The organism is Paraflavitalea devenefica, from assembly GCF_011759375.1.
Lineage (GTDB): Bacteria > Bacteroidota > Bacteroidia > Chitinophagales > Chitinophagaceae > Paraflavitalea > Paraflavitalea devenefica.
Window position 1 is genome coordinate 25,874 of record NZ_JAARML010000004.1, and the last position, 24,650, is coordinate 50,523.

The 24,650-nt window shown below is 48.9% G+C and carries 16 protein-coding genes; 6 read left to right on the forward strand and 10 right to left on the reverse strand.

Annotated elements, in window-relative coordinates:
- Positions 1-349: 349 nt before the first annotated feature.
- Positions 350-1,363, forward strand: a complete 1,014-nt coding sequence (locus HB364_RS21990; RefSeq protein WP_167290493.1) for a PDDEXK family nuclease — start codon at positions 350-352, stop codon at positions 1,361-1,363.
- Between the two features lie 864 nt (positions 1,364-2,227).
- On the opposite strand, the gene HB364_RS21995 is transcribed toward HB364_RS21990, so the two are convergent.
- Entirely contained in the window at positions 2,228-3,472 is a 1,245-nt protein-coding gene (locus tag HB364_RS21995) for a FecR family protein (RefSeq protein ID WP_167290494.1), read from the reverse strand.
- A 163-nt stretch (positions 3,473-3,635) separates the two neighbouring features.
- Positions 3,636-4,253, reverse strand: a complete 618-nt coding sequence (locus HB364_RS22000) for an RNA polymerase sigma factor (protein WP_167290495.1) — start codon at positions 4,251-4,253, stop codon at positions 3,636-3,638.
- A gap of 707 nt (positions 4,254-4,960) precedes the next feature.
- Between HB364_RS22000 and HB364_RS22005 the strand changes: the two genes are divergently transcribed.
- From HB364_RS22005 to HB364_RS22020, 4 genes are all read left to right on the forward strand, one after another.
- The gene (locus HB364_RS22005) at positions 4,961-5,587 is read left to right on the forward strand and encodes an RNA polymerase sigma factor (protein ID WP_167290496.1); all 627 of its coding nucleotides are present in this window, start codon (positions 4,961-4,963) and stop codon (positions 5,585-5,587) included.
- A gap of 45 nt (positions 5,588-5,632) precedes the next feature.
- Positions 5,633-6,850 (forward strand): FecR family protein, encoded by a 1,218-nt coding sequence (locus tag HB364_RS22010; protein ID WP_167290497.1) that lies wholly within the window; start codon positions 5,633-5,635, stop codon positions 6,848-6,850.
- A 417-nt stretch (positions 6,851-7,267) separates the two neighbouring features.
- Positions 7,268-10,597 carry a SusC/RagA family TonB-linked outer membrane protein gene (locus HB364_RS22015; RefSeq protein ID WP_167290498.1) on the forward strand — a complete coding sequence of 1,110 codons (3,330 nt, stop codon included), beginning with the start codon at positions 7,268-7,270 and terminating at the stop codon, positions 10,595-10,597.
- Positions 10,598-10,604: 7 nt separating this feature from the next.
- Positions 10,605-12,023 (forward strand): RagB/SusD family nutrient uptake outer membrane protein, encoded by a 1,419-nt coding sequence (locus HB364_RS22020; protein WP_167290499.1) that lies wholly within the window; start codon positions 10,605-10,607, stop codon positions 12,021-12,023.
- Positions 12,024-12,038: 15 nt separating this feature from the next.
- Here HB364_RS22020 and HB364_RS22025 read toward each other — a convergent pair whose 3' ends face one another.
- On the reverse strand, positions 12,039-12,347 hold the full coding sequence (locus tag HB364_RS22025; RefSeq protein WP_167290500.1) for a hypothetical protein: 309 nt from the start codon (positions 12,345-12,347) through the stop codon (positions 12,039-12,041).
- A 431-nt stretch (positions 12,348-12,778) separates the two neighbouring features.
- Between HB364_RS22025 and HB364_RS22030 the strand changes: the two genes are divergently transcribed.
- Positions 12,779-13,129, forward strand: coding sequence for a hypothetical protein (locus HB364_RS22030; protein WP_167290501.1), 351 nt, complete (start codon positions 12,779-12,781; stop codon positions 13,127-13,129).
- Here HB364_RS22030 and HB364_RS22035 read toward each other — a convergent pair.
- The 7 genes from HB364_RS22035 to HB364_RS22065 form a co-directional block, all read right to left on the reverse strand.
- A complete protein-coding gene (locus tag HB364_RS22035; protein WP_167290502.1) occupies positions 13,092-14,510 on the reverse strand; it encodes a RagB/SusD family nutrient uptake outer membrane protein in 1,419 nt (472 codons plus the stop codon). The two genes, HB364_RS22030 and HB364_RS22035, sit on opposite strands and share 38 nt — an antisense overlap.
- A gap of 18 nt (positions 14,511-14,528) precedes the next feature.
- Complete coding sequence (locus HB364_RS22040) at positions 14,529-17,864, reverse strand: SusC/RagA family TonB-linked outer membrane protein (RefSeq protein WP_167290503.1); 3,336 nt, start codon at positions 17,862-17,864, stop codon at positions 14,529-14,531.
- A gap of 303 nt (positions 17,865-18,167) precedes the next feature.
- Positions 18,168-19,268 (reverse strand): FecR family protein, encoded by a 1,101-nt coding sequence (locus HB364_RS22045; RefSeq protein ID WP_167290504.1) that lies wholly within the window; start codon positions 19,266-19,268, stop codon positions 18,168-18,170.
- A gap of 92 nt (positions 19,269-19,360) precedes the next feature.
- Positions 19,361-19,969 carry an RNA polymerase sigma factor gene (locus tag HB364_RS22050; protein WP_167290505.1) on the reverse strand — a complete coding sequence of 203 codons (609 nt, stop codon included), beginning with the start codon at positions 19,967-19,969 and terminating at the stop codon, positions 19,361-19,363.
- Positions 19,970-20,155: 186 nt separating this feature from the next.
- Positions 20,156-20,812, reverse strand: coding sequence for a protein-L-isoaspartate(D-aspartate) O-methyltransferase (locus HB364_RS22055; protein ID WP_167290506.1), 657 nt, complete (start codon positions 20,810-20,812; stop codon positions 20,156-20,158).
- A 238-nt stretch (positions 20,813-21,050) separates the two neighbouring features.
- Complete coding sequence (locus HB364_RS22060) at positions 21,051-22,994, reverse strand: glycoside hydrolase family 97 protein (RefSeq protein WP_167290507.1); 1,944 nt, start codon at positions 22,992-22,994, stop codon at positions 21,051-21,053.
- Positions 22,995-23,097: 103 nt separating this feature from the next.
- Entirely contained in the window at positions 23,098-24,546 is a 1,449-nt protein-coding gene (locus HB364_RS22065; RefSeq protein WP_167290508.1) for a glycoside hydrolase family 125 protein, read from the reverse strand.
- Between the last annotated feature and the right edge of the window lie 104 nt (positions 24,547-24,650).

The window sequence follows — 24,650 nt, forward strand, 5'->3', positions numbered from 1 at the left end:
CGCATTATTATTCCCCATTCATGCATTGCTAATATGAGGGCATGTCGGCTTTTACCTGATTGCCATTGCATTTCTCAATCCCCCAGCATCCTTACCATCCAAACCGTAGTTACAGCTATCCATCAACTCCATTTCTTAACCATCAAATTCGTTAACTACATTCTACCATGAAAAAGCAAGAAAACTGCATCAGTAATACAAGAGAAAGAAACAAGCCTATCAACGGCCATCACTTAAAAGGAACAGTATTGATACGAAAAATGTGCCGCAAAATAAAAAGGACCATGCCGGTTAGACAAGTCAATTTCCTGTAATTAACCCAAAAGTCACAAGTGTAAAAATACAGACAATGAAAAATGAAAAGCGTTCTGCATCAGCGCTCTCACCACTTGGCAAACGAATGACAAGCCAGGTAATTACTTCTTTCACCAAAGAAGTGGAAACCTACTCCTATCACGTGAACAACCTGACAATAAAGAGGACTGTATTCCAGAACGAAATGAATGACTTTCACCGGCATTTCAACCTCTACTTCAAAACCTTTTTCAGTAAGAAAGAACAAATGGCTTATAAAAGTCTGGTCAAAGCTACCAATAAGCGTGGCCTGGCTGTACCCGAAGCTCACACACAGCGACTTGCTTACCTTACCGAACTATTGGATTGCCTCAAAAATCATAATGGCCATCCCTTTACCGGTGGACCAGGCCACCCAACCGGGAAAAAAATTAAGGCCCCAAAAACCATGAAACTAACCGGGAAATCCCGAAAACCAGGCGCCAGCAATACAGCTCCTTTTTTTCCGGGATTTCCCAGGCCCTCCAATGCACCTGCCCCTGTATTCATTATCACTTTTGTAAATCATATTATCCATTGCCTGCGGCAGTTGCAAACACAAAGCATCCGGCAGCCTGGTGTGCGTATGACCCAGGCAGGTAAAGGTAAAAGAGAAGAGCATATCCGTGACATTCTGCTCCTCTACCTGTCCGGTCATTATGCTCATGTATCCGTAGAAGTATTGAAGGGGAATGGGAGAATTGACATCGTTGCCTATGATAAAGTGCACAATATAGAGTTGAAATTGGAAGTGAAAGGATGGTGGAACCCGCGAAAGATCAAAATTATTACTCAAATACTGGGGTACCTGACAGAATTTGAAGATTACGCTTTTGTGATTGTGATCAACGACACTAAAAAAGATATCCGCTATTCTTACCAAAACATCGTGGTAAGGAAAAAGAACCAATTTATACCTGGCTCCTGGAAAAACCATGTTTACCCGGGAACCAGCTATACTTACTATAGTTCGGAACACGAGGTGGGCAGCAGTATCAAGAAAATATATCACTTTATTTTTTCGCTCTAGTAAGCGGGATTCTGCTGCCAGCCGACATTTGTGGAGTTGATGGTACGCCACCACCGAATTACAAACACATGGGAAGGCCAAGGCCACTTCCGACTGTACAAGCTGGGAAAGGAAAACGGGAAGCTACAGTGCGTGATTTTACAGGGACTTCTCTCGCAGGCAGTATGTAGTAGAGCAAAGCGAAGTATTAACAGCCTACTGCGGAGCCAGGGAATGCCTTTTTGAATGTTGGATTCTCTTTTCCCAACCGACGTTGGGACTGTCTTTTCGACAGGTGGCTTCAGACATTTTTCATAGCTACTGGTTCCCTGGCTTGCAGTTTGTTAGCTGGTTTAATGATTAATGGATTCAATCAGCAAAAAAATTAAGGTGGTTTAATGGTGTTATATCAAAAAAACATTGGGAATCGTAAACAAACGGAGGAGGGAAAGCTCCTCCGTTAGAAAAAAATAGCAATCTCTGTGATAGCGCATGCTTACACAATGCGGCTCCTATGTCTGGTTTGTATTCTCAACTACACGAATGCCGAACACGATCATGGTTTTGTTAAACCTGTTTCTGTACCAAAACGAATAAGAGAAAAAGGGCAACTATTGGTTGTAGAAGTTTTTTTAAGAATAATTGATTCCCAATATGGTTGGTGTAACAAGCTGTTAGCGGTTAGGCGTTTGTTTCGATAGCAGATTTCTCCGCTTCGCTACGAAATGACAAAAGAATGTGACGTTTCGCCTATCGGCCTCAGGGGGCATACTCAGTGAGGCTTCGACAGGCTCAGGGGGACAAAAGGCGAAAGCCCTCCCGGCGAGGCTGTAATAGCCTGCCGGTGAGGGCTTTTATGAAATAGAAATGGGGAATCAGAGACCTTTATTTGGTTACGATCACTGTTTTACCCTTGATCTCAAAATGCACCTTGCTTGTTTCCTGCAAAATAGTAAGCATAGTAGACAAAGGTACATTACGGGGTATACCCGCCGTAAATTGATCGTTAATAGGGGTTTTAATATCAACCGATTCAATACCTGCATACCAGCGCTTGATCTCCTTCATCACATCGGTAAAGCTGGCTGCTTTGAAGTCGAAATAGCCGTTCTTCCAGGCTATGACGCTTTCGACGTCAACCGTCTGGACCATGATTGAGGAGGATTTATTGGATTGAGAGGAAAGCCATGCCTGCTGTGTAGGTTTCAAGATAGTTCCGGGTTTCGCGTTTGGTGTTCCGGGTTGGCTGCCGCCGGCACTTACTTGCACACTACCTTCCAGCAACGTAGTTTTTATAGTTTCTTCATCACCATAGTTCCTCACGTTAAAATGGGTGCCCAGGACCCTTACTTCCGCATTGCCGGTGGATACGATGAACGGTTTTGAGGGGTCTTTGGCTACTTCAAAATAGGCTTCGCCCGTTACTTCCACCCGCCGTTCCTTGCCGGCAAATACGGTAGGATAACTGATGCGGGACTCTGCATTGAGCCATACCTTGCTTTTATCGGGCAGGGTAAGGGCATAAAATCCACCGGTAGGTGTGGTCACCGCATGATAGCGCACAGCCGCATTTTTACCGGCCTTCCGGCCGTTTTCTCCGGCCGGGTCATATACCAGGGCATCGCCCTTTTTATTGACAGCAGCCCCATCCTCTTTGGCCAATACGCCATCCTTTGCCTCATCGAGCGTAATGGTGCGTCCATCGCCCAAAGTAAGGGTAGCTTTATTGCTGCCGGGTTGAATATCATCGCCCTGGCGAACCACTACCTGATCTTCCTGCACCTGTTTATCGCCTTTGTTCAGGAACAGGTAGGCGCCCGTGGCTATAACACCGATAGTGATGGCTGCCACCATCCACCGCCAGGGCTTCCTGCGGATGGCGACCACCGGTGTATACTCAAAAACGTTTTTATCCAATAAGCGCTGCCAGGCTGCTTCTGCATCAATCTTATCTAACAACTCCAGGCTGGCCGCTACCTGCACCCGGTCCAGACACCGGTCCACAAACTGCCGGTTGGCTTCCGAGGCATTGGCCCAGGCATCCAGTTCCTCCTGCCCTGCTCCGGAAATCTCTCCCTTTTGCCGGGCCAGTATTAGTTGTATGATCCTGTTGACAGCGGCTTCTTGCATGGTATTGCTTGTTGATTTGTTAATGGTTATGGGTTGTTTAGTGCGGAAATAACCGACGCACCCTTTCAGGAACAACAGTATTTTTCCTAATATAAAACGGATAAGTCCACTAGGGCAACTATTGGGGGCGGTTAAAAGTTTGGTGGCGGTCCCGGATTGATGATTAATCCTCTACAGCGCAGAGTACGGCAAAGAAGTGCAGCAGGGTGGCTACGGGCAGGATGTCTTTTTTGAGCAGGGCTGATTTCAACATAGCTACCGCTTTTGTCTTTTGATTGCGCACTGTTTGTTCGCTCAAATTGAGCGCCAGGGCTATTTCGCGGGTAGAGAGGCGGTCGAAGAAATACATATTGAATACTTCCCGGCAGCGCTCGGGCAGTTGTTTCACCTGCACATATAATTGCTGAATGTATTCAGCATACATCATGTCATAATCATCCCGGTTCATTTCACTCACATAATCGGAGGTATAAAGGATCTCCTTATGGATGCGGGCATGAATCTCCTGGCTGCGGAGATGATCATAGCAGTTATTTCTCACGGTTACATACAGAAAAGAGCGGATGCTGGGGACATTGTCGAAGTTCTCGCGGAGCTTCCATAGTTTGACAAAGGTTTCAGACACGATGTCTTCTGACAGCAGGTTGTTGCGCACCAACTGATCGGCAAAATATACGAGGGCCTTATAATTGTTTTTCCAAAGCAGGTTCAACGCTGCCGTATCGCCATTTTTAAATGCAGCGGCTAACTCTACCTCATTTTTGATCTCAGAAGGAATCATAATGCTGGCTCAGCTATTAATCAAAACCATTAAAAAATGAATGACTGTACAGGAAATTCTGTACGCATCAAAGGATAATGTCCAAGGCTTTTTCACTGGTCAAAAAGGCAAAAAAGGTAATGGCCAATTCCTGTTATTTAAAATGAAGGGGGACCGGGTTCAGAGAATAATAGGTTTAACGGTATTAATGGGGTGACATTGACTGACAAGCAATGATAATCGAAAAACAGGTAATTTTAAAATCCCCGCTCACTTTTTTTGCCTGTGTGCCCTGGCCCAACTACCTCAAAATTACGGATTACCTGCAAAAACAATGCCCTTGATGCCTGCCTATCATGAAATTACGTATACCCTATGCCCGTGTGGTTTGCGGGATATTTCCAGCGGAATTATTCCACAAAATTCAACAAAATGACTACCCGATTTCTTGTAAAAGGAGTGAGACGCGCAAGGATGGTATTTCAAGCGTCATGTATTCACCTACACAGTGTACCCTGCACACAAAAAAATAATTGAACACAGCACCGGGACATTCCGCACCATTGCAGTACTACTATCAGTACTGCCGCCCCAAAAAAACTTCGACAACCTTGGTGACGAAATGATCATTTCCCAGTTGTACCTATAGAACATCACCTGTAACCATTACTGCTTAGCTGAGCGACCGTGGGATACACCTACCCAAACTTAGCCATAAACGATAACATATGACTGAAGAAGAGCTGATTAAACGATTGAAAGCCGGCGATGAACTTGCCCACAAGAAGATCTTTACCCTGTATTACGAGGTAATCCTTGTCTTCGTAACACGGTTTGTCCCGAACCCCATAGACGCCGCCAAAGACATCACCCAGGAAACATTTATAGCCCTGGCCCTTAATGCACCAACGCTGCCCAAACTGGCTACTTTATCGGATGTCCGCGCCTTTTTGTACGTGGTAGCCAGGAATAAGGCGATTGATCATTTAAAAGCGAAAATGAGATCCGATGAATTCCTCAGGGAATATTTTGCTTTCAATGGGTGCGTTGCCGATCCTAACGAGGCGGCCACGTTTGTACGCGAAAACGAGATACATGCTCAAATTACCCAATACCTGCAATCACTCTCCGACCAACAACAGGCCATCATAGATCTGCTGATCAGTGGCAATTATACGATTAAGCAGATCAGCGAAAAGCTGGAAACCAGTGAAGGGAATGTGCGGAATCAAAAACATAAGGTCGTTCAAAAGCTCCGGGAACTCATCAAAACCTATGAATCGAATACGAAAGTGGTTGATACGCTTATAAAAATTATCCTGTACATCTGGTCATTTATTCATGCCATTTTCTGATCAAATTTCACCATTCGCCATAAACCTTACTTAAACTTTCCTATAATGTCATACAACATAACTACTCCGAATCATGTGATCTCAGCCATCTGTCATTTAACAGATAACAGGGAACTGCCGGAAGAAGATCGCAAAGACTATATTGAATTTGAGAAAAACCACCCCCTCGACCATTTTACTATTAAAGGGGAAATTATCAGCAGGCTAACCACCACCAGTGACCTGGCAGAGCAGGATTGGCCGGATTACCAGGTTAAATTACGGCAGGCCCTTTCCGTGACAGCCCTGCCGGCCACCACCATTCCCAGGCGCCGGTATATAAAACCTATCATCTGGTCGTGCGCAGCCTGCCTGGCGCTGGTTGGTAGCCTGCTCCTGTATTACTATTTCAAGGTAAGCCTCCCACCAGGGAGCCAACCAGGTGATCAAAACCAGCAACTGGCTGCCCTTACTCCCAAGCCTCCCCGGGCCACGTTGATCTTAGGGGGTAATAAGACGATCAACTTAGAAGAAGTAAAAAATGGCTGGAGCAATCAACAAGGAGGTATCAATGTTATTAAACAGGCACCCGACTCCTTATCATACGAACCATTCAGCAACCCTGAAACCGGCGTGTACATGAACACCCTGGTGCTACAAAGGGCCGGTACGTATAAGGTACGACTATCCGACGGCACCCTTGTTCGCCTGAACGCACAAAGCAGTATCACTTTTCCGAGCAGTTTTACCGGCCCGGTACGGGAAGTAACTTTAACCGGGGAAGCCTACTTTGAAGTGGCCAAGACCAATAAGCCTTTTATCGTTAAACAAAATGACAATAAGATAGAAGTGTTGGGCACCAGGTTTAATATCAGCGCTTACCCGGAGGAAAACAAGGTAAAAACAACGCTCCTGGAAGGTAGTGTGCGGATCATCACCCCCGGGCAAACACCCCGTATGCTTATGCCAGGACAGCAGGCCATTATCCAGGAAAATGCAACAGGCATTGACATAAAGGAAATAGCCAATCCCGAGCAGGCAGTGTCGTGGGTAGATGGCAATTTTAGTTTTGAACGGTTACCCTTACGGGAGATCATGTACCAGGTACAACGCTGGTACGATGTGCAGGTGATCTATGAAGAAAAGCCCGATCCAAGTCCCATCACTGTTACCAAAATATCCAGGGGTTTGTCATTAACGGAGTTCCTGGATGCACTCAAAGAAGGAGACCGGTTCTCCTACCGTGTATCTGTGGATAATAAACATGTTTTCATTACTAAATAATTGTACCATTAGCCTTTTCCATTGATGTATTCCAATCCTACGAATGGCCGTGTCCTAAACAGTGCTATTCCAAATCCTTGGTAATTTCTCCCGCCTTTGCCAGGGAGGGCTGATGGTATTCACCCTCCCCGCAAAGCGGCCATTGATGAGCATCCAATATTTTATTCACCTGCAGCAATGGCTATTGGCTGCAGCTCCTGAAAAACCCCTATAGCCCTAACTAATCGTTTCCCACCTTTTATAATCTTTCCTGCAGACGACTGCATGCTGCATCATGCAACGTACTTCCGTGGCTTTATCCCATGATGTGCTGAACTATTTGCCTATTACCCCGACCGGAGTAACCATTACACCATCCTATTCATTCACCATAAACCAAATTCAATCCCAACATGTAACCATTAAAGTATTTAAATTATGTACAAATTATTGAAAACTACGTTTTGGTTAAGTATCGTGATTATTGGTAACGGGAAAATAGCTAGTGCTCAGCATCCAGTTCATCAGAAAAGCCATGCAGTATTTGAATACAGCGCCGTGAAGAAGCCATTCAGAAAGGTATTGAGCGATCTGCAACGCCAATTTAAAGTAGATTTCAGCTATACCGAGAATGATATTGCAGGAGCCAGGCCGGTGACCATCCACTACAAAGCGCCCAGCTTTGACAAACTGCTGGATAGCATTTTAGCAACCCAACCCATCAGGTACGAGTTCAAAAGGCAGCTTTACTATCTCATGCAAAAGAGCATTATCCGTGCGGCCAAACAAGGGGACATGGGTTACCTGGAAGAAATATCGGGTATTGTTCTTGATCCGGAAGAACGGCCTATCGAATTTGCCAGCATCGGATTTGAAGATAACAGGAGTGTAACCAAGACCAATGAGAAAGGCGAATTCTACCTGCGTACCAACGAAAGGCACCGGCATTTAAAGATCTCCTGCCAGGGGTATAGCGTTAAACTGGTATCGCTGCCCGTGGACCCCCGGCATAAGATCACCCTGACGCTGGAGTACCGGACGATGCCCTCCTTCACCAGCAATTATAAAACTTTCAAAAAACCGGTTACCACAGAAGGCGCCGATCACCTGGATGAAACGATGCTAGGCCCCGTAAGACCTAAAAACGTGGCGGTAGCCCTATCCGGTTTGGCGCCGGGGACGCGGGTACAACTTCAAAATGGCTCGCATGGCACCCACGCCCATATCAGCATCCGGAACAGCAGCAGGATCTATGATGGTTTACTGGCCAATAATACGGAAGTAAATGGCCCCCTGATCATCCTGGACCGTGTGCCGCTGCCCAATATGATCATCAGTCAACTGGATTATATCGGGGGCAGCCCCAATGCCACCGGTCCGGCCATGGGCGGTGTATCTATTTTACGGCTGATCAACCCCGATAATATAGAATCCATAGAAATATTGAAGGATGCGGACGCCACCGCCATTTACGGCAGCCGCGGAGCGAACGGCGTTATTGTTATCAATACGAAGAAAGCCAAAGCCGGTATGCCTTCCGTTACCGCCCATGCGCGTTATGGGTTTGGGCGGGTGAGACAGTATTATACTTTTTTGAATACCCCCCAGTTCCTGGCGGCCAGAAGAGAAGCGCTGGCCAATGATAGCTTACCGGCTACTGAATCGAACGCGCCGGACCTGACCTTGTGGGACAGCTTACGCTACCAGGATTATAACGATTTCTTTTTAGGGGGAAGCGCCTCGCATGTGAATGCTTCCGTATCGACCAGCGGCATTACCGACCATTTAAATTACCGTTTGGCACTCAGCTATTATAAAGAAGGCACTGTGTTACCCGACAAAAAGGTGAACCAGGATTTCTATGACCAGGACCTTCATGTACAAGGGAGGGTGGAACAAAAATCGAGAAACGGTAAACTTACCATTGGTCTGGATGGGCAATATTTCTCCGCCAAAACGGTGTCTATTGGTAATGACATCACACAGGCAGTGAGGCTGGCTCCCAATACGCCTGAATTAGTAGATGCGCGGGGTAACCTGCTATGGCCTAAAGGATTGTTGAACCCGATGGCTTATTTACTGAATAATTACACTATTTCCATCGAAAATCAATTGTGCCATGCGGGTATTGACTACCAGGTGAATCCCCATCTTAAGCTGATCTCCAACCTGGGGCTCAATATTATTAATACGGACGAGACCCTGAAGATCCCCATTAAAGCACAGGATTCTTCCACCAACCCCACCGGCACTGCTGAGTTTGGGTCCATATTCGTGAAAAATCAATTGCTGGAGCTGATGGCCGAGCATAAGTATAGCTGGAAGGCGCTCAACATCACTTCGCTGGCAGGCGCCACCGTGGTGAAACAAAAGTATGTGCGGGAAAAGATAGTGGGCACCGGGTATACCAATGACCAAACCCTGCCCACGCAGCAAGCTGCCGCCGTGATAAAAGCCAGTAATAAGATCACCGAGTATGGTTACCTGGGTTTCTTTGGCAATACAAAATTGGAATATGATCATAAGTACCTGTTGAATATCACTGTGCGAAGAGACGGCTCTTCCCGGTTTGGCGCCAACCGGAAGTATGGCCTGTTCTGGGCAACCGGCGCCGGCTGGGTGCTATCAAAAGCCAGGTTTTTGACATTACCTTCCTTCATCACGTTTGCTAAGATAAGAGGCAGTTACGGTGTAACGGGCAATGACCAAATTGGTGATTACGGGTTTAAAGATATTTATGCGCCGGTCTCTAATTCCAATCCCTATGCCGGGATACAAGGTTTTATGCCTACCCGGCATCCGAACGACAATTACGGTTATGAGGAATGCAAGAAGCTGGAACTGGCCGCAGAATTCACGATCAGGAATATGCTCAACGTTAGTTTCTGCTATTATAACAATACATCGGGCAAGCTGTTGCTTTCTGAAACGTTGCCCAATTTCACGGGAATTGGAAGTATGCTCATTAACTCTGATGCCAGGGTCAATAACCAGGGCTACGAGTTACAGCTCCAGTTGAAGGGAGACACTTCCCGGTCATTGTATGCCTTTTTTACGCTTTCAGCAACGTTGCCCCGTACCAAACTCACGGCTTTCCCCGGATTGGCCTTTTCGAATCATGCCCAAAAACTTGTATTGGGCAGGTCGCTGAGCGTTCAGCAAGGTTTTACGGCGCTTGGCGTTGACCCTGCCACAGGCGTCTATGACTTTGTAAACCAAAACAAGGACAGTACGCTGGATATTAATGATTATGTAGTGAATGGCGACCTGGACCCCAAACTGTATGGCGGACTCCAGGGCCTGATCGGTTACAAGCGGTTTGCCCTTGACTTTTGCTGGGAATTTGCCCTGCAAAAAGGCATTAATCAATTCCTGACCTTTTCGGCCATGAAACCGACTATCAATGGATATTCAAATGTTCCGGTTGAGTTCCTTGACCGCTGGCAGCGTCCCGGCGATGTTGCCCAATACCAACAGTATACTACCCAATCCGGATCACCGGCTTCGGCAGGCTGGGATAGAAACAGGAACAGCAACAACTACCTGGTCAATGCCCATTTTATCCGGTTAAAAACCATCAGCGTTTCTTATTCTTTCCAGGACCTACGCCTGCGGCGAAGCCTGGCAGCCTGCACCAAATTGTTTGTTGCTGCTGAAAATGCCCTTGTATTGACCAGGTATAAAGGCGCTGATCCCTCTTCGCAAAACTTTGCCGGCCTTCCGCCGCTGAAAAGGTACTCGCTCGGATTTCAAATTAATTTTAAATAACCCCTTTATGCAAAATAGGATTGTCCTACGATTTATTGTTTTGCTATTGTTGATGCTTCCCTTCCTGGGTTGCCGTAAGATTATTGATATGCAGCCCATCACGGAAGTGGATGCGAGTATGCTTTATGCAGATGACCAAACGGCTGTATCGGCTGTGGTAGGTTTGGAAAACCGTTTCATGACCAGCATATCGATGTTCAATGGCAATTTGTCGCGGTACCTGAGTTTGTATGGCGATGACCTGAAAAGGATCAGCAAATTAGCCAGCGATAGTTTATTTTATAACCATTTACTTTCGGCCGATAATGAACAGGTAGCGGAATTCTGGAATTCGGGCTATAGTTATATTTTTCATTGCAACGCCATTCTGACTTCCCTTCAACACAGTGAAAAGATCACCCCTGAGACCAAAAACCAGTTGCAGGGCGAAACGAAGTTTATCCGGTCGTTGGTGTATTTCTACCTGGTAAATCTCTTTGACAGCATTCCTCTTGTGCTGGTCACCGATCCACAGGTGACCAAACATTTACCCCGGGCAGCGCCTGCGGCCATTTATGCGCAACTGGTGGAAGACCTTCAGGACGCCCAGGCTTTGTTATCCAATGAATATCCTGCCAATCGCCTCCTGTTTGCACCCAGGACACGTGTGAACAAGGGAACTGCGGCGGCCCTGTTGGCAAGGGTTTATTTATATAGGAAAGATTACGCGCATGCAGATACGCAGAGTACGTGGGTGATCGGCTGCGGGCAATATACCCTCGAACCCGATCTCAATAAGGTATTTCTGAAAGACAGTCCCGAGACGATCTTTGCCTTACACCCTACCATTAACAATTATAATACCGTGGAGGGAAAGTTGTTTGGATTAAACCCCACTACCAACAAAGCCGCTTTTGAAATTACTCCGGCTTTATGGAACAGTTTTGAAGCTGCTGACCAACGTGCGGTTAAGTGGATCACCACTGCTACTATGAGTGGTAAAAAATATAAAATACCCTATAAGTATAAGGTGTACGAAGCGGCGGCTATTACAGAATACAATGTATTATTCAGGCTGGCCGACCTGTATTTGATCAGGGCTGAAGCAAGAGCGGCATTGGGCCATCCCACGGAGGCCGTTCAAGACTTAAACACGATCCGGGCCAGGGCAAATGCTACGCTGCTGTCCTCCTCCCTGACTGGTGCACCCTTAAAGGATGCGATAGAAGCTGAAAACCGGCGGGAGTATTTTACAGAATCGGGCCATCGCTGGCTGGACCTACGCCGGTGGGAAAGCCATGATGCCAACGCACCCCATAAAAGACGGGCAGACGATGTGATGGAAGAAATCAACCCCCAGCATTGGGCTTCTTACAAGATACATTTCCCGATACCGGGGGATGAATTGCTAAAATCCAAATTTCTTACGCAAAACCCGGGTTATTGATACTGTAGGACAGGATCACCTGTCGGACCAAATGATCGTTGTAGGATAGAAGAAGTGGTCACCCCACTCGTAAGGATAAAGTCCACTACTATGGACAGAAGCAAAGGTGTAGCCCGGAAAGAGCGCTTCGAGCCTGTCAATTTCAATGTAAATAGCAGAAGTGGTGCCGGTAGGATCTGTCAGCTCTTCATCCTTGTACCAGGTATAATCGGTGAATTCTTTGGAAGGAGGAGGAGGGGCTGATGGATGCTGCCTGGATGATACGTTGATTGCTAACAGTAAGGCAATGCAGACCGCAATGGCTGCGATACGATTCTTTTTCATAAAAAGCATTTGTTTAAATGAATAAAAAATAGATACGCTGCTAATCAGGCATACAATACACCGGGTAGTGAGTAAGTTAAAAAAAGGGAGGATGACTGCTGAACTTTTGCAGCCTGCGACAATCATTGCGGGATTCTGACAGCAAAGTTAGTATCCTAAACGAAAGGAATACCCTGCTGGCATGTAGAAAAGTGGTGTTGCGCTCCTGGTTTCGTTACAAACCGTACTTTTTTTGATTTCGGTCAAGCAAATTACCGACTGGATAACATTGGCAAATTTTTGATAATAGTCAACCCATTCCCGCCCGGCAAACCCCGGCTGAATAAACAATAAGGTGTACCTTGTATTCAACGCGATGATGGAGGGAAAAGCAATGATGAATAAGATCCCATAAGGAGCTTATTTATTCACACTGTAAAACCTCTATTATTATGAAACGAGTGATGCAACTGGTGACAATCACCCTGGTTATTTTTTTGTGCCTGGGTAATCCCTCCACCGCCCGGCACCAAGCGGCCAACAACACTTCTTCGGCCTTTTTCCCGTACACCTGGTATTATGACGTAGACATGAATGATCCTGTCGGCGCCGTTTCCTACGTTAACACCGAAATGGAGCGCCTGCGGGATATTTACCCGGGTAATGTATTCCAGAGCTCTCATTCTTCGGGATTGAGAGAGTATGAATACGGGTATTTTTATTATTACCCCGCGGCCATTATTTGGACTGACCTGCCCTATGCGCTTACGAATAGCCAGGGTTCTGGATCAACCCGCCGTTAAGTTTGAGCTGACTGGCAGGAATAGGCCAAAGTTCCAGGAAGGAACCCTGTGTGGGCTTATATCCTTTCATGACCTCCTGCCACCGGGAAGTGGCCGGGTTTTGTACACCCGGCCACCTCTTTAGATCTATGAACCGGTGTGACCATTCGGCAAAGAACTCCACCCGCCGCTCCTGTTCGATGGCGGCCATGACCTGCTGCCCATTCCATCCTGTGGGCAAAGGGGCCAATTGCGCCCGGGCGCGGACCTTGTTCAGATCGCTCAGGGCGCCATCCGGCCCTTGCAGCAGGTCCAGGCGGGCGCTTGCTTCGGCACGGATGAGGTATAGCTCGGCCAGGCGCAACACCACACTGTATTCTTTGACGGGCGTGCCCGACTTCACTTTGTATTTGTAAGGATACAAGAGGGTATCACTGCCCTCGGTATAAGCACCCATCCAGGCGCTTTTCCTGCCATCGCCGGGCTCCAGGCTATCCAGGAAGGTTTTGGTGGCGACATACGGCGGCATGCCGGTATTGGGCAGGAATAAAGCCCCTTCGGCACTGTTCACGCCCTCCACGACCGGCTGCAATTGGAAGATGGTTTCCGGACTATGGATCAAGAATGTGGTGGCCAGGTTGGCATTTAAGCTGAACGGTCCGGCTTCAATGATCTCCCCCGCGATTGCTTTGGCAGCCGCCCAATCGCCCTGGTATAGTAAGACTCTTGCCAGCATGGCTTTGGCGGCCCACCGGGTAATGCGGACATTGCCGGGCGTGGTGGTATCCGGCCGGAGACGGACCAATGGCAGCAAAGGGATAGCTGCCTGCAGGTCGGCCAGGATCTGTTGATAAACAACCGGCACCGGGCTGCGTGGCAGCCAACTGGTGGTATGGTAATCAGTGGCAAGCACCAGGGGGACATCGCCAAATAGGTTGATGAGGCAGCTATAACTCATTGCCCGCACACACCTCGCCTCTCCCATCATTTCCCGCCTCAATGAATCGGAAACAGCCGTAGCACCCGACAGCCCTTCCAGGATGGCGTTGGCCAGGTACAAGGTGGTATAGGAACGGGACCATAGGTTGTCTATCACCATGCTGGATGGCAGTATGGCATGGTTGTAGAAAGGAAGATCGATGACCGTAGCTTTAGTCGTTGGCCACAGCTCATCGGCATACAAAGCCGTTAGCTTGGTACCCTGCCCATTGGTGATGCTCACGCCCTGCGCCATGGACGCATACATACCCGCCCTTGCTGCCATGGCCGCTTCATCGCTGTTAAAGACCCGGGAACGCACGACCACGAAATCGGGATCTTTGACTTCCACAAATTTTTTGCAGCCTGTTATCGTCACCAACAGGCTTATGACCGGGATAAAAAGGAAGGTTTTATGTTTCATACAACTACATTGAACGGGTTAAAAACTGACCTGTACCCCTGCGGTAATGGCACGCAGGGAAGGTAAATTGAAGGGAAACTGCAGGGAGGGATCGCCACCACGGTAGCTGGTGAGCGTCCATAGATTGCGGCCCTGTAGGTAAATACGCGCTTCGGAAAATTTCACCTGCTTCACCCAACCCGCAGGAAGATCCCAGGACAGGTAAACCGACCGGAGGCGCCCGAAAGAAGCATCGGCCATGACCTCCTCCGATTCCCGGTAATATTGCGTGGCCTGTTTCACAGCCGCAGTATTCGCTACTGTCCATCGCTGCAAAGGCGACTTGTCGCCCGGCTGTTGCCAACGCTGCCATACCGCTACCGGCTGGTTGGTGAGCTGGGTGGCCGGCGCCCAACGGCCTGGTAATATTTCGGCATATACGTAATACAATGGATTCACGGCCTGCTGTTGCCTGGCTTCCAGGAAAACGGCGATGCGAAACTGCCCGAGCCTGCATTCATTGAACCAACTGGCATAGCCGATAGGCTCCCGGTGGCCGATGATGTCCTTCTTTGGGGTGGTGGCCGGTACTATAAACAATCCGGAATCGGGGTCAACCCCCAGGAAGGGATACCCCTGTTGCACACTCAAAGGTTGTCCCACCACCAACGTAGTATGGTAGGCTGTATTTTCAATGCCGGGAAAGTCGATCAGGCGGTTGCGCGGCAAGGTAAGCAGGAAGGTGCTGGTAAAGCTGTATTTCTTGTTCCATTGCCAGGTGGACCTTACCGTCAATTCCCAACCGGTGTTTAATACCCGGGCCGGCGAATTGATGATGATGGAACCCACAGGGCCAACCTGACCGGGCGTTTTAACGGAGATGAGCTGATCGGACGTAATATTGTGGTACCAGGCAGCATTCAAAAAGATCCTTTCCCCGAATTCCAACTCCAGGGCGATCTCCTTCTTCCGGTTCTTTTCCCAGCCCAGCCTGGGATTGGCCTGTTGGTTGGGGTAAAGCACCGAGGTGCCATCATAAGACAGGAGGTCGTCGGGGCGTTTCCAGGTTTCCAGGTAGCCATAATCCTGTATATGATCATTGCCGGCTGCGCCATAGCTGGCCCTTAGTTTTCCATGCGTGAGGAGCGGGATGGCCCGTTTGATGGCCAGCTCTTCTGAAAATATCCAGGCTGCGCCGAGGGCGCCAAAGAAAGCCATGTTACGTTCGGACCCAAAGCGGGAAGAGGCATCGAGCCTGCCCGTGGCATTGAGGAAGTACCGGTTGCGCCAATCCATGTTGAACCTGCCATAGACGCCATGGTACCGGTAAACAGCCGCGTATTGATTGACTGTTATGCCGGAAGCAGCCCCCGGCTGACCCAGCTCCGCATCGCTCTCATACCCTGTTCCCCAGAAGCTATTCCACTCATTCCGTTCTTCCTGGAAGGTAACGCCGAGGAGACCACCTACGGTCATGTGATCACTGGTATGGGAATACGCCAATTGGGGTTCTGCAATCCATCCTTTGAACTGGTTGCTGCCCGTGAATGCTTCCCCTTTGGGGTTTTCCAATGGGTCACGGCCTTCAATGGGCAATTTCAAATCTTCCTTTACGGGTAGCCACTGGTAGCCGAGCGTGGTGCGGAAAAGAAAGTTTTTCCACAAGCGATACTCTACCTGAAGACTGGCCGTAAATACGTTGATGCGGGTATGATTGATATTGCTGAACTGCCCCAGGGGATTTACAAAAGAGAAACCGTTCTTCACCCATACCAGTTTGCCCGCTTCATCCCTTAAACGTGGCAACAAGGGCACCAACTCTGCGCTGTACATCGGATCGGCCCCGATGGTTTTGTAATAGAGATTGCTATAGTGCAGGGACAGGCCTGCCTGCAAGCGGCGGTTGGGCGACCGGTATTGCAGATTGCCATAAGCAGCAAAGCGTTGCTGATACAGACCGGCCGGCATGATGCTGGTTTCCCGGTAGAAGTTAGTACTGCCATAATACCGCAGCAGGGTATCACCCCCACTCATGGAGCCGTTGATGTTGATGAGGTGGCCCGTACCACCCACCAACAGTTCCGGGATATTCTGGTAGTCGTTGGTATCGAGTAAATGCAGGTCGGGCGCATTGGCGGGCGTGGGTTGTACCCCGGCTGCGGCAATGGCTTCTTTCCGCATGGCTGTATATTGCCGGTTGTTGAGCAGCCGGGGCACCAGCGTGCTGACCACTGCCCCTTTTTCGATGTCGAAGTTGAAGGAAGGCTTGCCTATTTTCCCCTGCCGGGTAGTGAAGAGGATGGCTCCATGGGCTCCCCGTGAGCCATAGATGGCTGTTGCATCGGCATCTTTTAACACCTCCACACTTTCAATGTTTTTCGGGTTAATAGCCCCCTGTGCGCTGATGCCTCCTGCAGCCGTGCCGCCTGCCTGTGGATTGCCTGCGATGGAAGGCAATACCGTAACCGGCCTGTTGCCCGTGATGAGGGGTATTTTATTGAGTAATAATAAGGGATCGTTCAGCGGCTGGTTATCTATGCCGGGGATGGTGCCAATGCTTTGCCGGCCCCTGATCTGCACCCGTACAGCAGCGCCTGGCGCACCACTGGCCTCTGTGATCATTAATCCCGGCACCCTGCCTGATAGTTCTTTGATGGAATTGATGCCTCCCCGCTGCAGGTCTTTCCCCGGTACCCGGGATACCGAGGCCGTATTGTTGCGCTGCGCAATGTTGTGGTAGGCCATGACCACTACTTCATCCATCATTCCGAAAGATGGTTTTAGTGTTATCCGCGGGAAGGCAGCGGGATCTGTGACCCTGATGGACTTCTTTTCGTACTGTTTGTGGGAAAGATCAATATGCCCGCTGCCTGCGGGCCATGGTAATTCAAAGATGCCTTCGTGAGAGGTTAAGACATATATTCCCTTTTCCCTGTTGAGCACGGAAATGCCGCCCAGCGGTTCTCCCTTATCATCGGTCACTTTTCCCTGCAGGGTATCGGCCGTGTTGAACTGGTTCACCCGTTGTTCGTCTTTATACAGCCGGATAAATCCTTCTTTCTTGTCGAAGGTATAGCCTAGCCCCATCCGGCCCAACACCGTATCCAATATCCTGTACAGCTCAATATTTTTGCGCTGGTAAGTAATGGGCTTCGGATTACTGGTAAATGCTGTGCCGTAAATGAGCTTGAAGCCGGAATGCTTTTTAATGTAGATAAAGAAGGAATCAACAGACACGTTTCGTAGATCGGGCGAAAGCCTGATCGCCGTATCCTTCTGCGTGATCACTTTATCCTTCTGTGCTACTGACTCCCTTACCATAACCATGCATAAGAGCAAGGTCAGGAATAATCCCTTACGTGCATTTTCTTTCATCATTCACGGTTTAAGGTTGAATGTGATGGAAGTACAGGCCAGGCATACTTAGCCGCCTGTACCACTAGGTATATTTGCGTACAGTAAAAAGGATAAAACAGGACGCAGTGTGTGCCTCCCTGTGCGATGCACACCAACATAAGGTTTAAAGGCCACGATGACAGCGCGGCAGCGAATATGAAACGTTTAATGGGGGAAAACAACCACCGTTATGAAACTGGCGGGATAAACGAAGGCCAAATGGCCCGTTAACGGTGTGAGCCTTAACCAGTTTCAGGAGTTTCCCTATAGGATGAAAATTGTCTACTGTTTACTGACATAGATCTTCCTGCCCTTCACTTCAAAATGCACCAGCCTGGATGCTTCCAGGTTCTCCAGCAGGCTCGTTAGCGGAGCACTGCGCGGGAATTCGTCAATCACAAATTGCTCATCGTTCAATGGGTCTATGTATACCACCTCTTCCACATCGTACCACCTTTTCACCTGCATCATGATCACAGAAAGCCTTGTATTGTGGAAAGTGAAGTGTTTGTGTTTCCAGGCTGTAGCTTCTTCTATACTTATTACCGGTTGTATGGTAATACTTTTTGCATTGATCACTGCCTGCTGCCCCGGCTTTAACAGTTTTTGCCGTGCGCCATTGGTGAGGCTGACCGAACCTTCCACCAGGGTAGTGGTGACAGCGGGCTCTTCCTTATAGGCATTTACATTGAACTGCGTACCCAATACTTGTATCGTTTGTCCTTTGACGCGTACGATGAACGGCTGGGCTGGTGACTTTTTGGCTACTTCAAAGTAGGCCTCGCCTTCTTCGAGTTCAACGATCCTTTCCCCATTGCCAAAAGCTACCGGATACCGGATAGCTGTAGCTGCATTTAACCAGACGTTGGTGCCATCTGGCAGTTCTATACTGTATTCCCCTCCGGCAGGCACCCCTAACCTGTTCTGCCCATCGACAAGGGATAGCGTCGCTTTCCTGCTACCGGGTGAAATGACTGTAGCTGCTGCTGTTGGTGTGGATGTTTCTTCAAAGCCTTTGTTTTGCGACAGCAACCATCCTAACCCGGCCAGTATTACACCAATAAGAGAAGCAGCTACTGTCAGAAAGCGATAAGTTGGCCACCGACGCATGCTCTGAACAGTAGCTGATTGCTTCTCATCATCGGGAAAGGCAATGGGTAACGGTAAGTCAATATTGTATTTTTGTTTGAATTGCTCCCAGGGAAGCACCTGCCGCTCGGACCATGTTAACTGACACAAACTGAGCTCATCAAACGAAGCTTCCTGCTGCAGGGGGTGTAAGGTGCGCCATTGCTCCCACATCCGCTGTTCTCCCGCCGTGAGCTTTTTGTCTTCTTTGCGCTTTAGATAAATGCGCAACAAGCTGTATTGATGATTTTTCATTGTATAAGGTTTTTGGTCTGCAGGCAAATGCCTTTCCTATTACTACGTAAACAGCAGGATTTCATTAGCATCATAACAAAATTTTTTTTTGATCAGGCATTTGTGCTTATCCAAAACAATATCAATAAGGCGGCGCCGGGCGATATGGTTTGTTCTTTACCTTTTACCAGTTCGCGTAGCTTATTGAGTCCGCGGGTTTTATCAACCCGGACACTGTCGACAGGCCGGCCCAGGTATTCGGCTATCTCCTCTACACTTTTTCCTTCTATGTAATGCAACCGGATGATCTGCTGTAATTTAGAAGGCAGCTCCAGGATCAGCGCCTTTACGTGTAAGAGCGCATCCCGTTGTTCCAATAGCATTACCAATTCCTCCTCATCCACGACATCGTGCTCTGAAGCGTCTACCGGATTGCCCCCATTATTTTTTGATTTTCTCCAATGATCTGTGCAGGCGTTGATGGCAATGCGGTATAGGAATTTTTTCATCGAGAGTTTATCCCGCAGCTTTCCCGGTTCCTTCCGTACTGTTTCTAACAAACGCGCAAAGCTTTCAGAAGCAATTGCTTCGGCGTTTACTTCATGACGGGTCTTTTTCAGACAAATGAAGATCAATGCAGAAAGACATTCTCCGTATAATTCCATCCACCATGTTTCAGTATTGGGCGCAGGAGCGCCTTCATAATCAGGAGTGCTTTCCATATTATACTAGTTAAAGCTATTGTTACCCAACGGCCAGCATTCTGCGCAGATGAGCATCACATAGTATAAAACGATTAACCCGGCTATTTGTCCCGGTTTGGGAAAGATTAAAATTTAAAAATCTATTTGCAAACCAGCCGTGATGGTGCGCAGGGAAGGTAGTTTTTCCATACCACAAAGGAAGTGTTAGTTGTTCCGGCCTTCCAGCATGGGCACAAAAGAAAAGTTCTCGAAGATCTCCTGGGTAGCACTGCCATCGGCCTGCTTGGTGAGGCGTAGCATGCGTTGTACATGGCCTTCCCCTACGGGAATAACCATTTTGCCGCCGGTCTTGAGTTGCTGTACCAGCTTGGGAGGGATATACGGCGCGGCAGCGGTGACGATGACTTTATCGAAAGGCGCAAAGGTGGGCAGCCCTTCAAAGCCATCGCCATAGAAGTATTTGATGTTGGGGTATTTACTGCGGAGCACGAACTTACGGTGCTCATCAAAGAGCTTTTTCTGCCGCTCAATGGTATAGACCTGCGCCTGCATTTCGCCCAGCACAATGGCCTGGTAACCACTGCCGGTACCTATTTCCAATACTTTCTCATACGGCTTCACTTCCAGCAACTGGGTTTGGTAAGCCACGGTATACGGTTGCGAAATGGTTTGCCCTTCGGCAATGGGGAAAGCGCGGTCTTCATAAGCGATCTTATCAAACGCTGAATCCATGAAGTAGTGCCGGGGGATGTGTTGGATAGCGGACAGCACGCGCTCATCGGTAATGCCTTTGTCTTTTAGGATCTTTACCAGTTGCATGCGGAGGCCTTTGTGGCGGTATGAATCTTCGTAGGTTCTCATAAACGGCACAAAGATACGTTGTTATAACCTTCTTTTTATCTTGCTATGCCGGGGTTCTTGATTGGTTGTAGCTCGTTGTTAAAAAAACCTGGAGTGTATACAGGCTGAAGCCTGATACACCCACAGGTTTACTTGCTATATTCGAACTTAAAACTGAAGCTTCTAAATTGCTCATGAAAGCGGCTTCGGCAATCCTTACAACCCTTCGACAAGCTCAGGGTGACATGCTCTGACAATTCTATAAGCGTGTCAGCCTTGCTACGTAGCCGCCGCCTTTGGTGAGGGGCATGGTGAGTTTGGTGGTGTTGGTGACGGTGATGGTTTCCTGAGAAAAGTCTTTGGCATTGCGGTCGGCATTGGGGCCGTCTTTCCAGACCTGCATGCGGTATTGGCCTTCGGGCAGGAAAGAACAATCTAATTCCAGCTCGCGCGGGGTCCAGTCGGTCATGGCGCCCACAAACCAATCGCCATTCGCTGCCTGGCGGGCAATGGCCACATAATCGCCCACCTTTGCCTGCAGCGGAACGGTATTGGTCCACACCGCCGGCACGGCCTGCAGGAATTCCATGGCCTCCGGCTCGCGGTAGTAATGCGTAGGCATATCGCACAACATCTGGAGCGGACTTTCATAGATGACATACATGGCCAACTGGTTGCAACGGGTACCCAGCGTAAGCGGCTCGCCCGGCACCGCCGCCCAGGCATTTTTTTGTGCATTGAGCATGCCACCGGGCGTGAAGTCCATCGGCCCCGCCGCCATGCGCGTAAAAGGAATGGTGGTCGTATGCTCCGGATCAATAGAACCGGCAAATTTGCTGATCTCATTGCCCAGCACGCCTTCGGAAGTCATGACATTGGGGTAGGTGCGCAACCAGCCTGTTGGTTTATACGCGCCGTGGAAATCCACCAGCAGGTGATGCGCTGCGGCTGCCTTGGATACTTTCTCGTAGTAGTTGACCATGTCCTGGTCGTCGCGCTGCATAAAATCAACCTTAATGCCTTTGATGCCCCATTGCTGAAAAAGGGGCAGGATGGTATCGAGCTGCTTATCGAGCACCAGCCAGCTTGTCCACAGTAAGATATCTACTTTCCTGGCGCGGGCATAGGCCACCAGCTCTTCTACGTTGATACCGGGCGATTGCTTCAGCAGGTCGCGGGTGTCGCACCAGCCTTCATCGAGCAGCACGTATTCAATACCGTATTTGGCGGCAAAGTCGATGTAGTATTTGTAGGTATCATTGTTGATGCCGGCGCGGAAATTGACGCCATAAACGTTGTTGTAATGCCACCAGTCCCACTGCACTTTGCCGGGCTTCACCCAACTGTAATCGCCGGTAGCAGGACGGCCCAATTGATATGGCAACTGGTTGGTGAGCATATCTTTATCCGTGCGCGCGATCATGACGATGCGCCAGGGAAAGGCTTGCGGTCCGCTGATGCGGGCTATGAAATCTTCGCGACTGTTCACGCGCTCATCCCTATCGCTGGTAATCTTTTTCTCTTTGGGATAATGGGGGAATACGCCCTGTACTTGTCCATTGCCTTTGCCGCGCAGCCAAAGCCCGGCATAGTTGAACAAGTCAGCTTCTGTAATGAGCAACTTGGCGCCTTTCACGTCAAACAGCGCCGGCAGACTGGCCAGCTTTTTTTCATCGATGCTGTCAATGCGGTAGTTTTTATACTGCCGTTCATTGTGGCTGAAGAAACTTTCTTCCTGGGGGTACCAGGCACGGCCATCAGCATCCATGCCAAAGAGGGCTTGCTCATTTAATACCGTATACGCTGTTTTATGGTTGGCGATCCAGTGCCAGGCAATGCCATTGTTGTAGGCCCGCCATTCGAGGCTGAGGCCATTAGAGAAGTCAATGTGTAATTGGTTGTAGTGGTCGTGGAGTTCAGCTGACTTTTGTTGTACAACAGGTTTTAGAATTTCATCTTTAGCAGTTATTTGCGCTTTGCTCACTTTCCATTGGGCGTTTTTATCGGCAGTGGTGTGGAAGGTGATGGGAGCAGTCGTCATAAGCTCTTTGCCGTCGAGGGAGACGGCATATGTGATGCTGTCGGTGATGGATAGGTTTATTACAATGGTTTTGTCGGGAGAAGACAATGTGTACTTCTTTTGGGCAAAAGCGTGGCTTATGCAGCTTATTAAGCAGCTGCAGGCAATGATGTGTTTTAGCATGCGTGTATTTTTGTTATCCAGTATTAGGGCCGGTAAGACGGAAAGGCAGGAAGAAAAACCTTTGCGTCTTACCGCCTTCCTCCGAAGGAGTCCTTCGGACCGGCTATACCAATAATGCCGGTTTTTCTTTGTAGGTTTTCCAGAGGAATTCACCGAAGAGGGTGTTTGCCCAGGCGAACCATTTGCGGGTAAAGTTTTTGGGATCGTCTTTGTGGTAGGCCTCATGCATGAAACCCGTATCGCCATGCGTCTTTTGCAATAAGCTGATACAAGCCTTGATCTCTGCGGCATCATTGCTCGTCAGCCCACGCATAGTGATGGCCATGGGCCAGATCATGTCCTGTCCCACGTGCGGACCACCTATCCCCTCTCCCGCTGTTCCCTTGAAGAAGAAAGGATTCTCCGCACTCAATACCAACCGGCGCGTATTGCGATAGATCGGATCCGTATTTTTCACCGCCCCCAGGTAAGGCAGGGCCAACAGGCTGGGCACATTGGCATCGTCCATGAGGTTGTAGCTGCCAAAACCATTGACCTCATAGGCATATACTTTACCAAAGGTCTTGTGCTCTACAATAGCATGTTGCAGTAAAGCCTTCTCTACTTCCGCGGCCAGCGCTCTTAACTCCCCGGCTGTTTTGGTATCCTTCGCAATAGCCGTGATCATCTCCGCCGCCTGCCGCAGGCTGGTGACCGCAAAGAAATTGGACGGAATGAGAAAGGAATAGACCGTTGCATCATCGCTGGGACGGAAGGCAGAACAGATGAGCCCTACCGGCTTCACGGGATAACCATAACCATTCATGGGCAGGGTATCGGTAGCAAAAGGCGTGGTACGCTGGAATTTGTATTTGCCATTGCCCGTTTTCCGTTGCTGATCGCGGAAGGTATCATAGACCGCCTTGATGGCCTGCTGCCACTGGCTGTCGAACGGCGCCGTATCGCCGGTGAGCTTCCAGTAGTGATAGGCCAGACGGATGGGATAACATAAGGAATCAATTTCCCACTTGCGCTCATGCACACCGGGTTTCATATCGGTATGGTCTTTGGTCCACTCCCCTCTTTTTTCGGGATCATTGTAAAACGCATTGGCATAGGGATCTTTGAGGATGCAGGCCGTTTGGTGATTGATAACACCCGCCACCAGCAACTGCAACGGCTTATCTTCTTTCATGAACTGCAGGTAGGGCCATACCTGCGCGCTGCTGTCGCGCAGCCACATGGCATCAATATCGCCGGTGATGACGTAGGTATCGGGACGGCCGTCTTTGGTGGTATGGAAGACGGTGGTATCGAGAGTATTGGGGAAACAGTTCTCAAATAACCAGGCCAGTTCGGGCTGCTTTACTTTGGCTTTGAATTCGGTGATGGCTTTTTCCACCGCCGCACTGGAGAAGTTGCGTTTGCCGGCAGGGACGCGGACAGTGGGGAATTGATCCAATGCCGCAGCGTCCGTCGCCTCCGCTGAAGCTCCGGCGAGAGACACTGCGGGGAAGATGAATAAGCCGGCGCTGGCGAGGCTTGTTTGCTGTAAGAATGTTCTTCTTTTCATAATGCAAGGGTTGTATAGCTTACTAATTTTTTAACGGAATGGTTTATCTATACCGTTTTAGCTGCTAAGATAAGGATTCTTCTTTTCCTATTACTGGTTCGTGA

Bases quoted from the DNA above. Each gene is read 5' to 3' on its own strand.
- HB364_RS22005 (WP_167290496.1), top strand. From the start codon at position 4,961: ATGACTGAAGAAGAGCTGATTAAACGATTGAAAGCCGGCGATGAACTT.
- HB364_RS22010 (WP_167290497.1), top strand. From the start codon at position 5,633: ATGTCATACAACATAACTACTCCGAATCATGTGATCTCAGCCATCTGT.
- HB364_RS22060 (WP_167290507.1), bottom strand. From the start codon at position 22,994: ATGCTAAAACACATCATTGCCTGCAGCTGCTTAATAAGCTGCATAAGC.
- HB364_RS22040 (WP_167290503.1), bottom strand. From the start codon at position 17,864: ATGAAAGAAAATGCACGTAAGGGATTATTCCTGACCTTGCTCTTATGC.
- HB364_RS22045 (WP_167290504.1), bottom strand. From the start codon at position 19,268: ATGAAAAATCATCAATACAGCTTGTTGCGCATTTATCTAAAGCGCAAA.
- HB364_RS22030 (WP_167290501.1), top strand. From the start codon at position 12,779: ATGAAACGAGTGATGCAACTGGTGACAATCACCCTGGTTATTTTTTTG.
- HB364_RS22015 (WP_167290498.1), top strand. From the start codon at position 7,268: ATGTACAAATTATTGAAAACTACGTTTTGGTTAAGTATCGTGATTATT.
- HB364_RS22035 (WP_167290502.1), bottom strand. From the start codon at position 14,510: ATGAAACATAAAACCTTCCTTTTTATCCCGGTCATAAGCCTGTTGGTG.
- HB364_RS22065 (WP_167290508.1), bottom strand. From the start codon at position 24,546: ATGAAAAGAAGAACATTCTTACAGCAAACAAGCCTCGCCAGCGCCGGC.
- HB364_RS21995 (WP_167290494.1), bottom strand. From the start codon at position 3,472: ATGCAAGAAGCCGCTGTCAACAGGATCATACAACTAATACTGGCCCGG.
- HB364_RS22000 (WP_167290495.1), bottom strand. From the start codon at position 4,253: ATGATTCCTTCTGAGATCAAAAATGAGGTAGAGTTAGCCGCTGCATTT.
- HB364_RS22020 (WP_167290499.1), top strand. From the start codon at position 10,605: ATGCAAAATAGGATTGTCCTACGATTTATTGTTTTGCTATTGTTGATG.
- HB364_RS22055 (WP_167290506.1), bottom strand. From the start codon at position 20,812: ATGAGAACCTACGAAGATTCATACCGCCACAAAGGCCTCCGCATGCAA.
- HB364_RS22025 (WP_167290500.1), bottom strand. From the start codon at position 12,347: ATGAAAAAGAATCGTATCGCAGCCATTGCGGTCTGCATTGCCTTACTG.
- HB364_RS22050 (WP_167290505.1), bottom strand. From the start codon at position 19,969: ATGGAAAGCACTCCTGATTATGAAGGCGCTCCTGCGCCCAATACTGAA.
- HB364_RS21990 (WP_167290493.1), top strand. From the start codon at position 350: ATGAAAAATGAAAAGCGTTCTGCATCAGCGCTCTCACCACTTGGCAAA.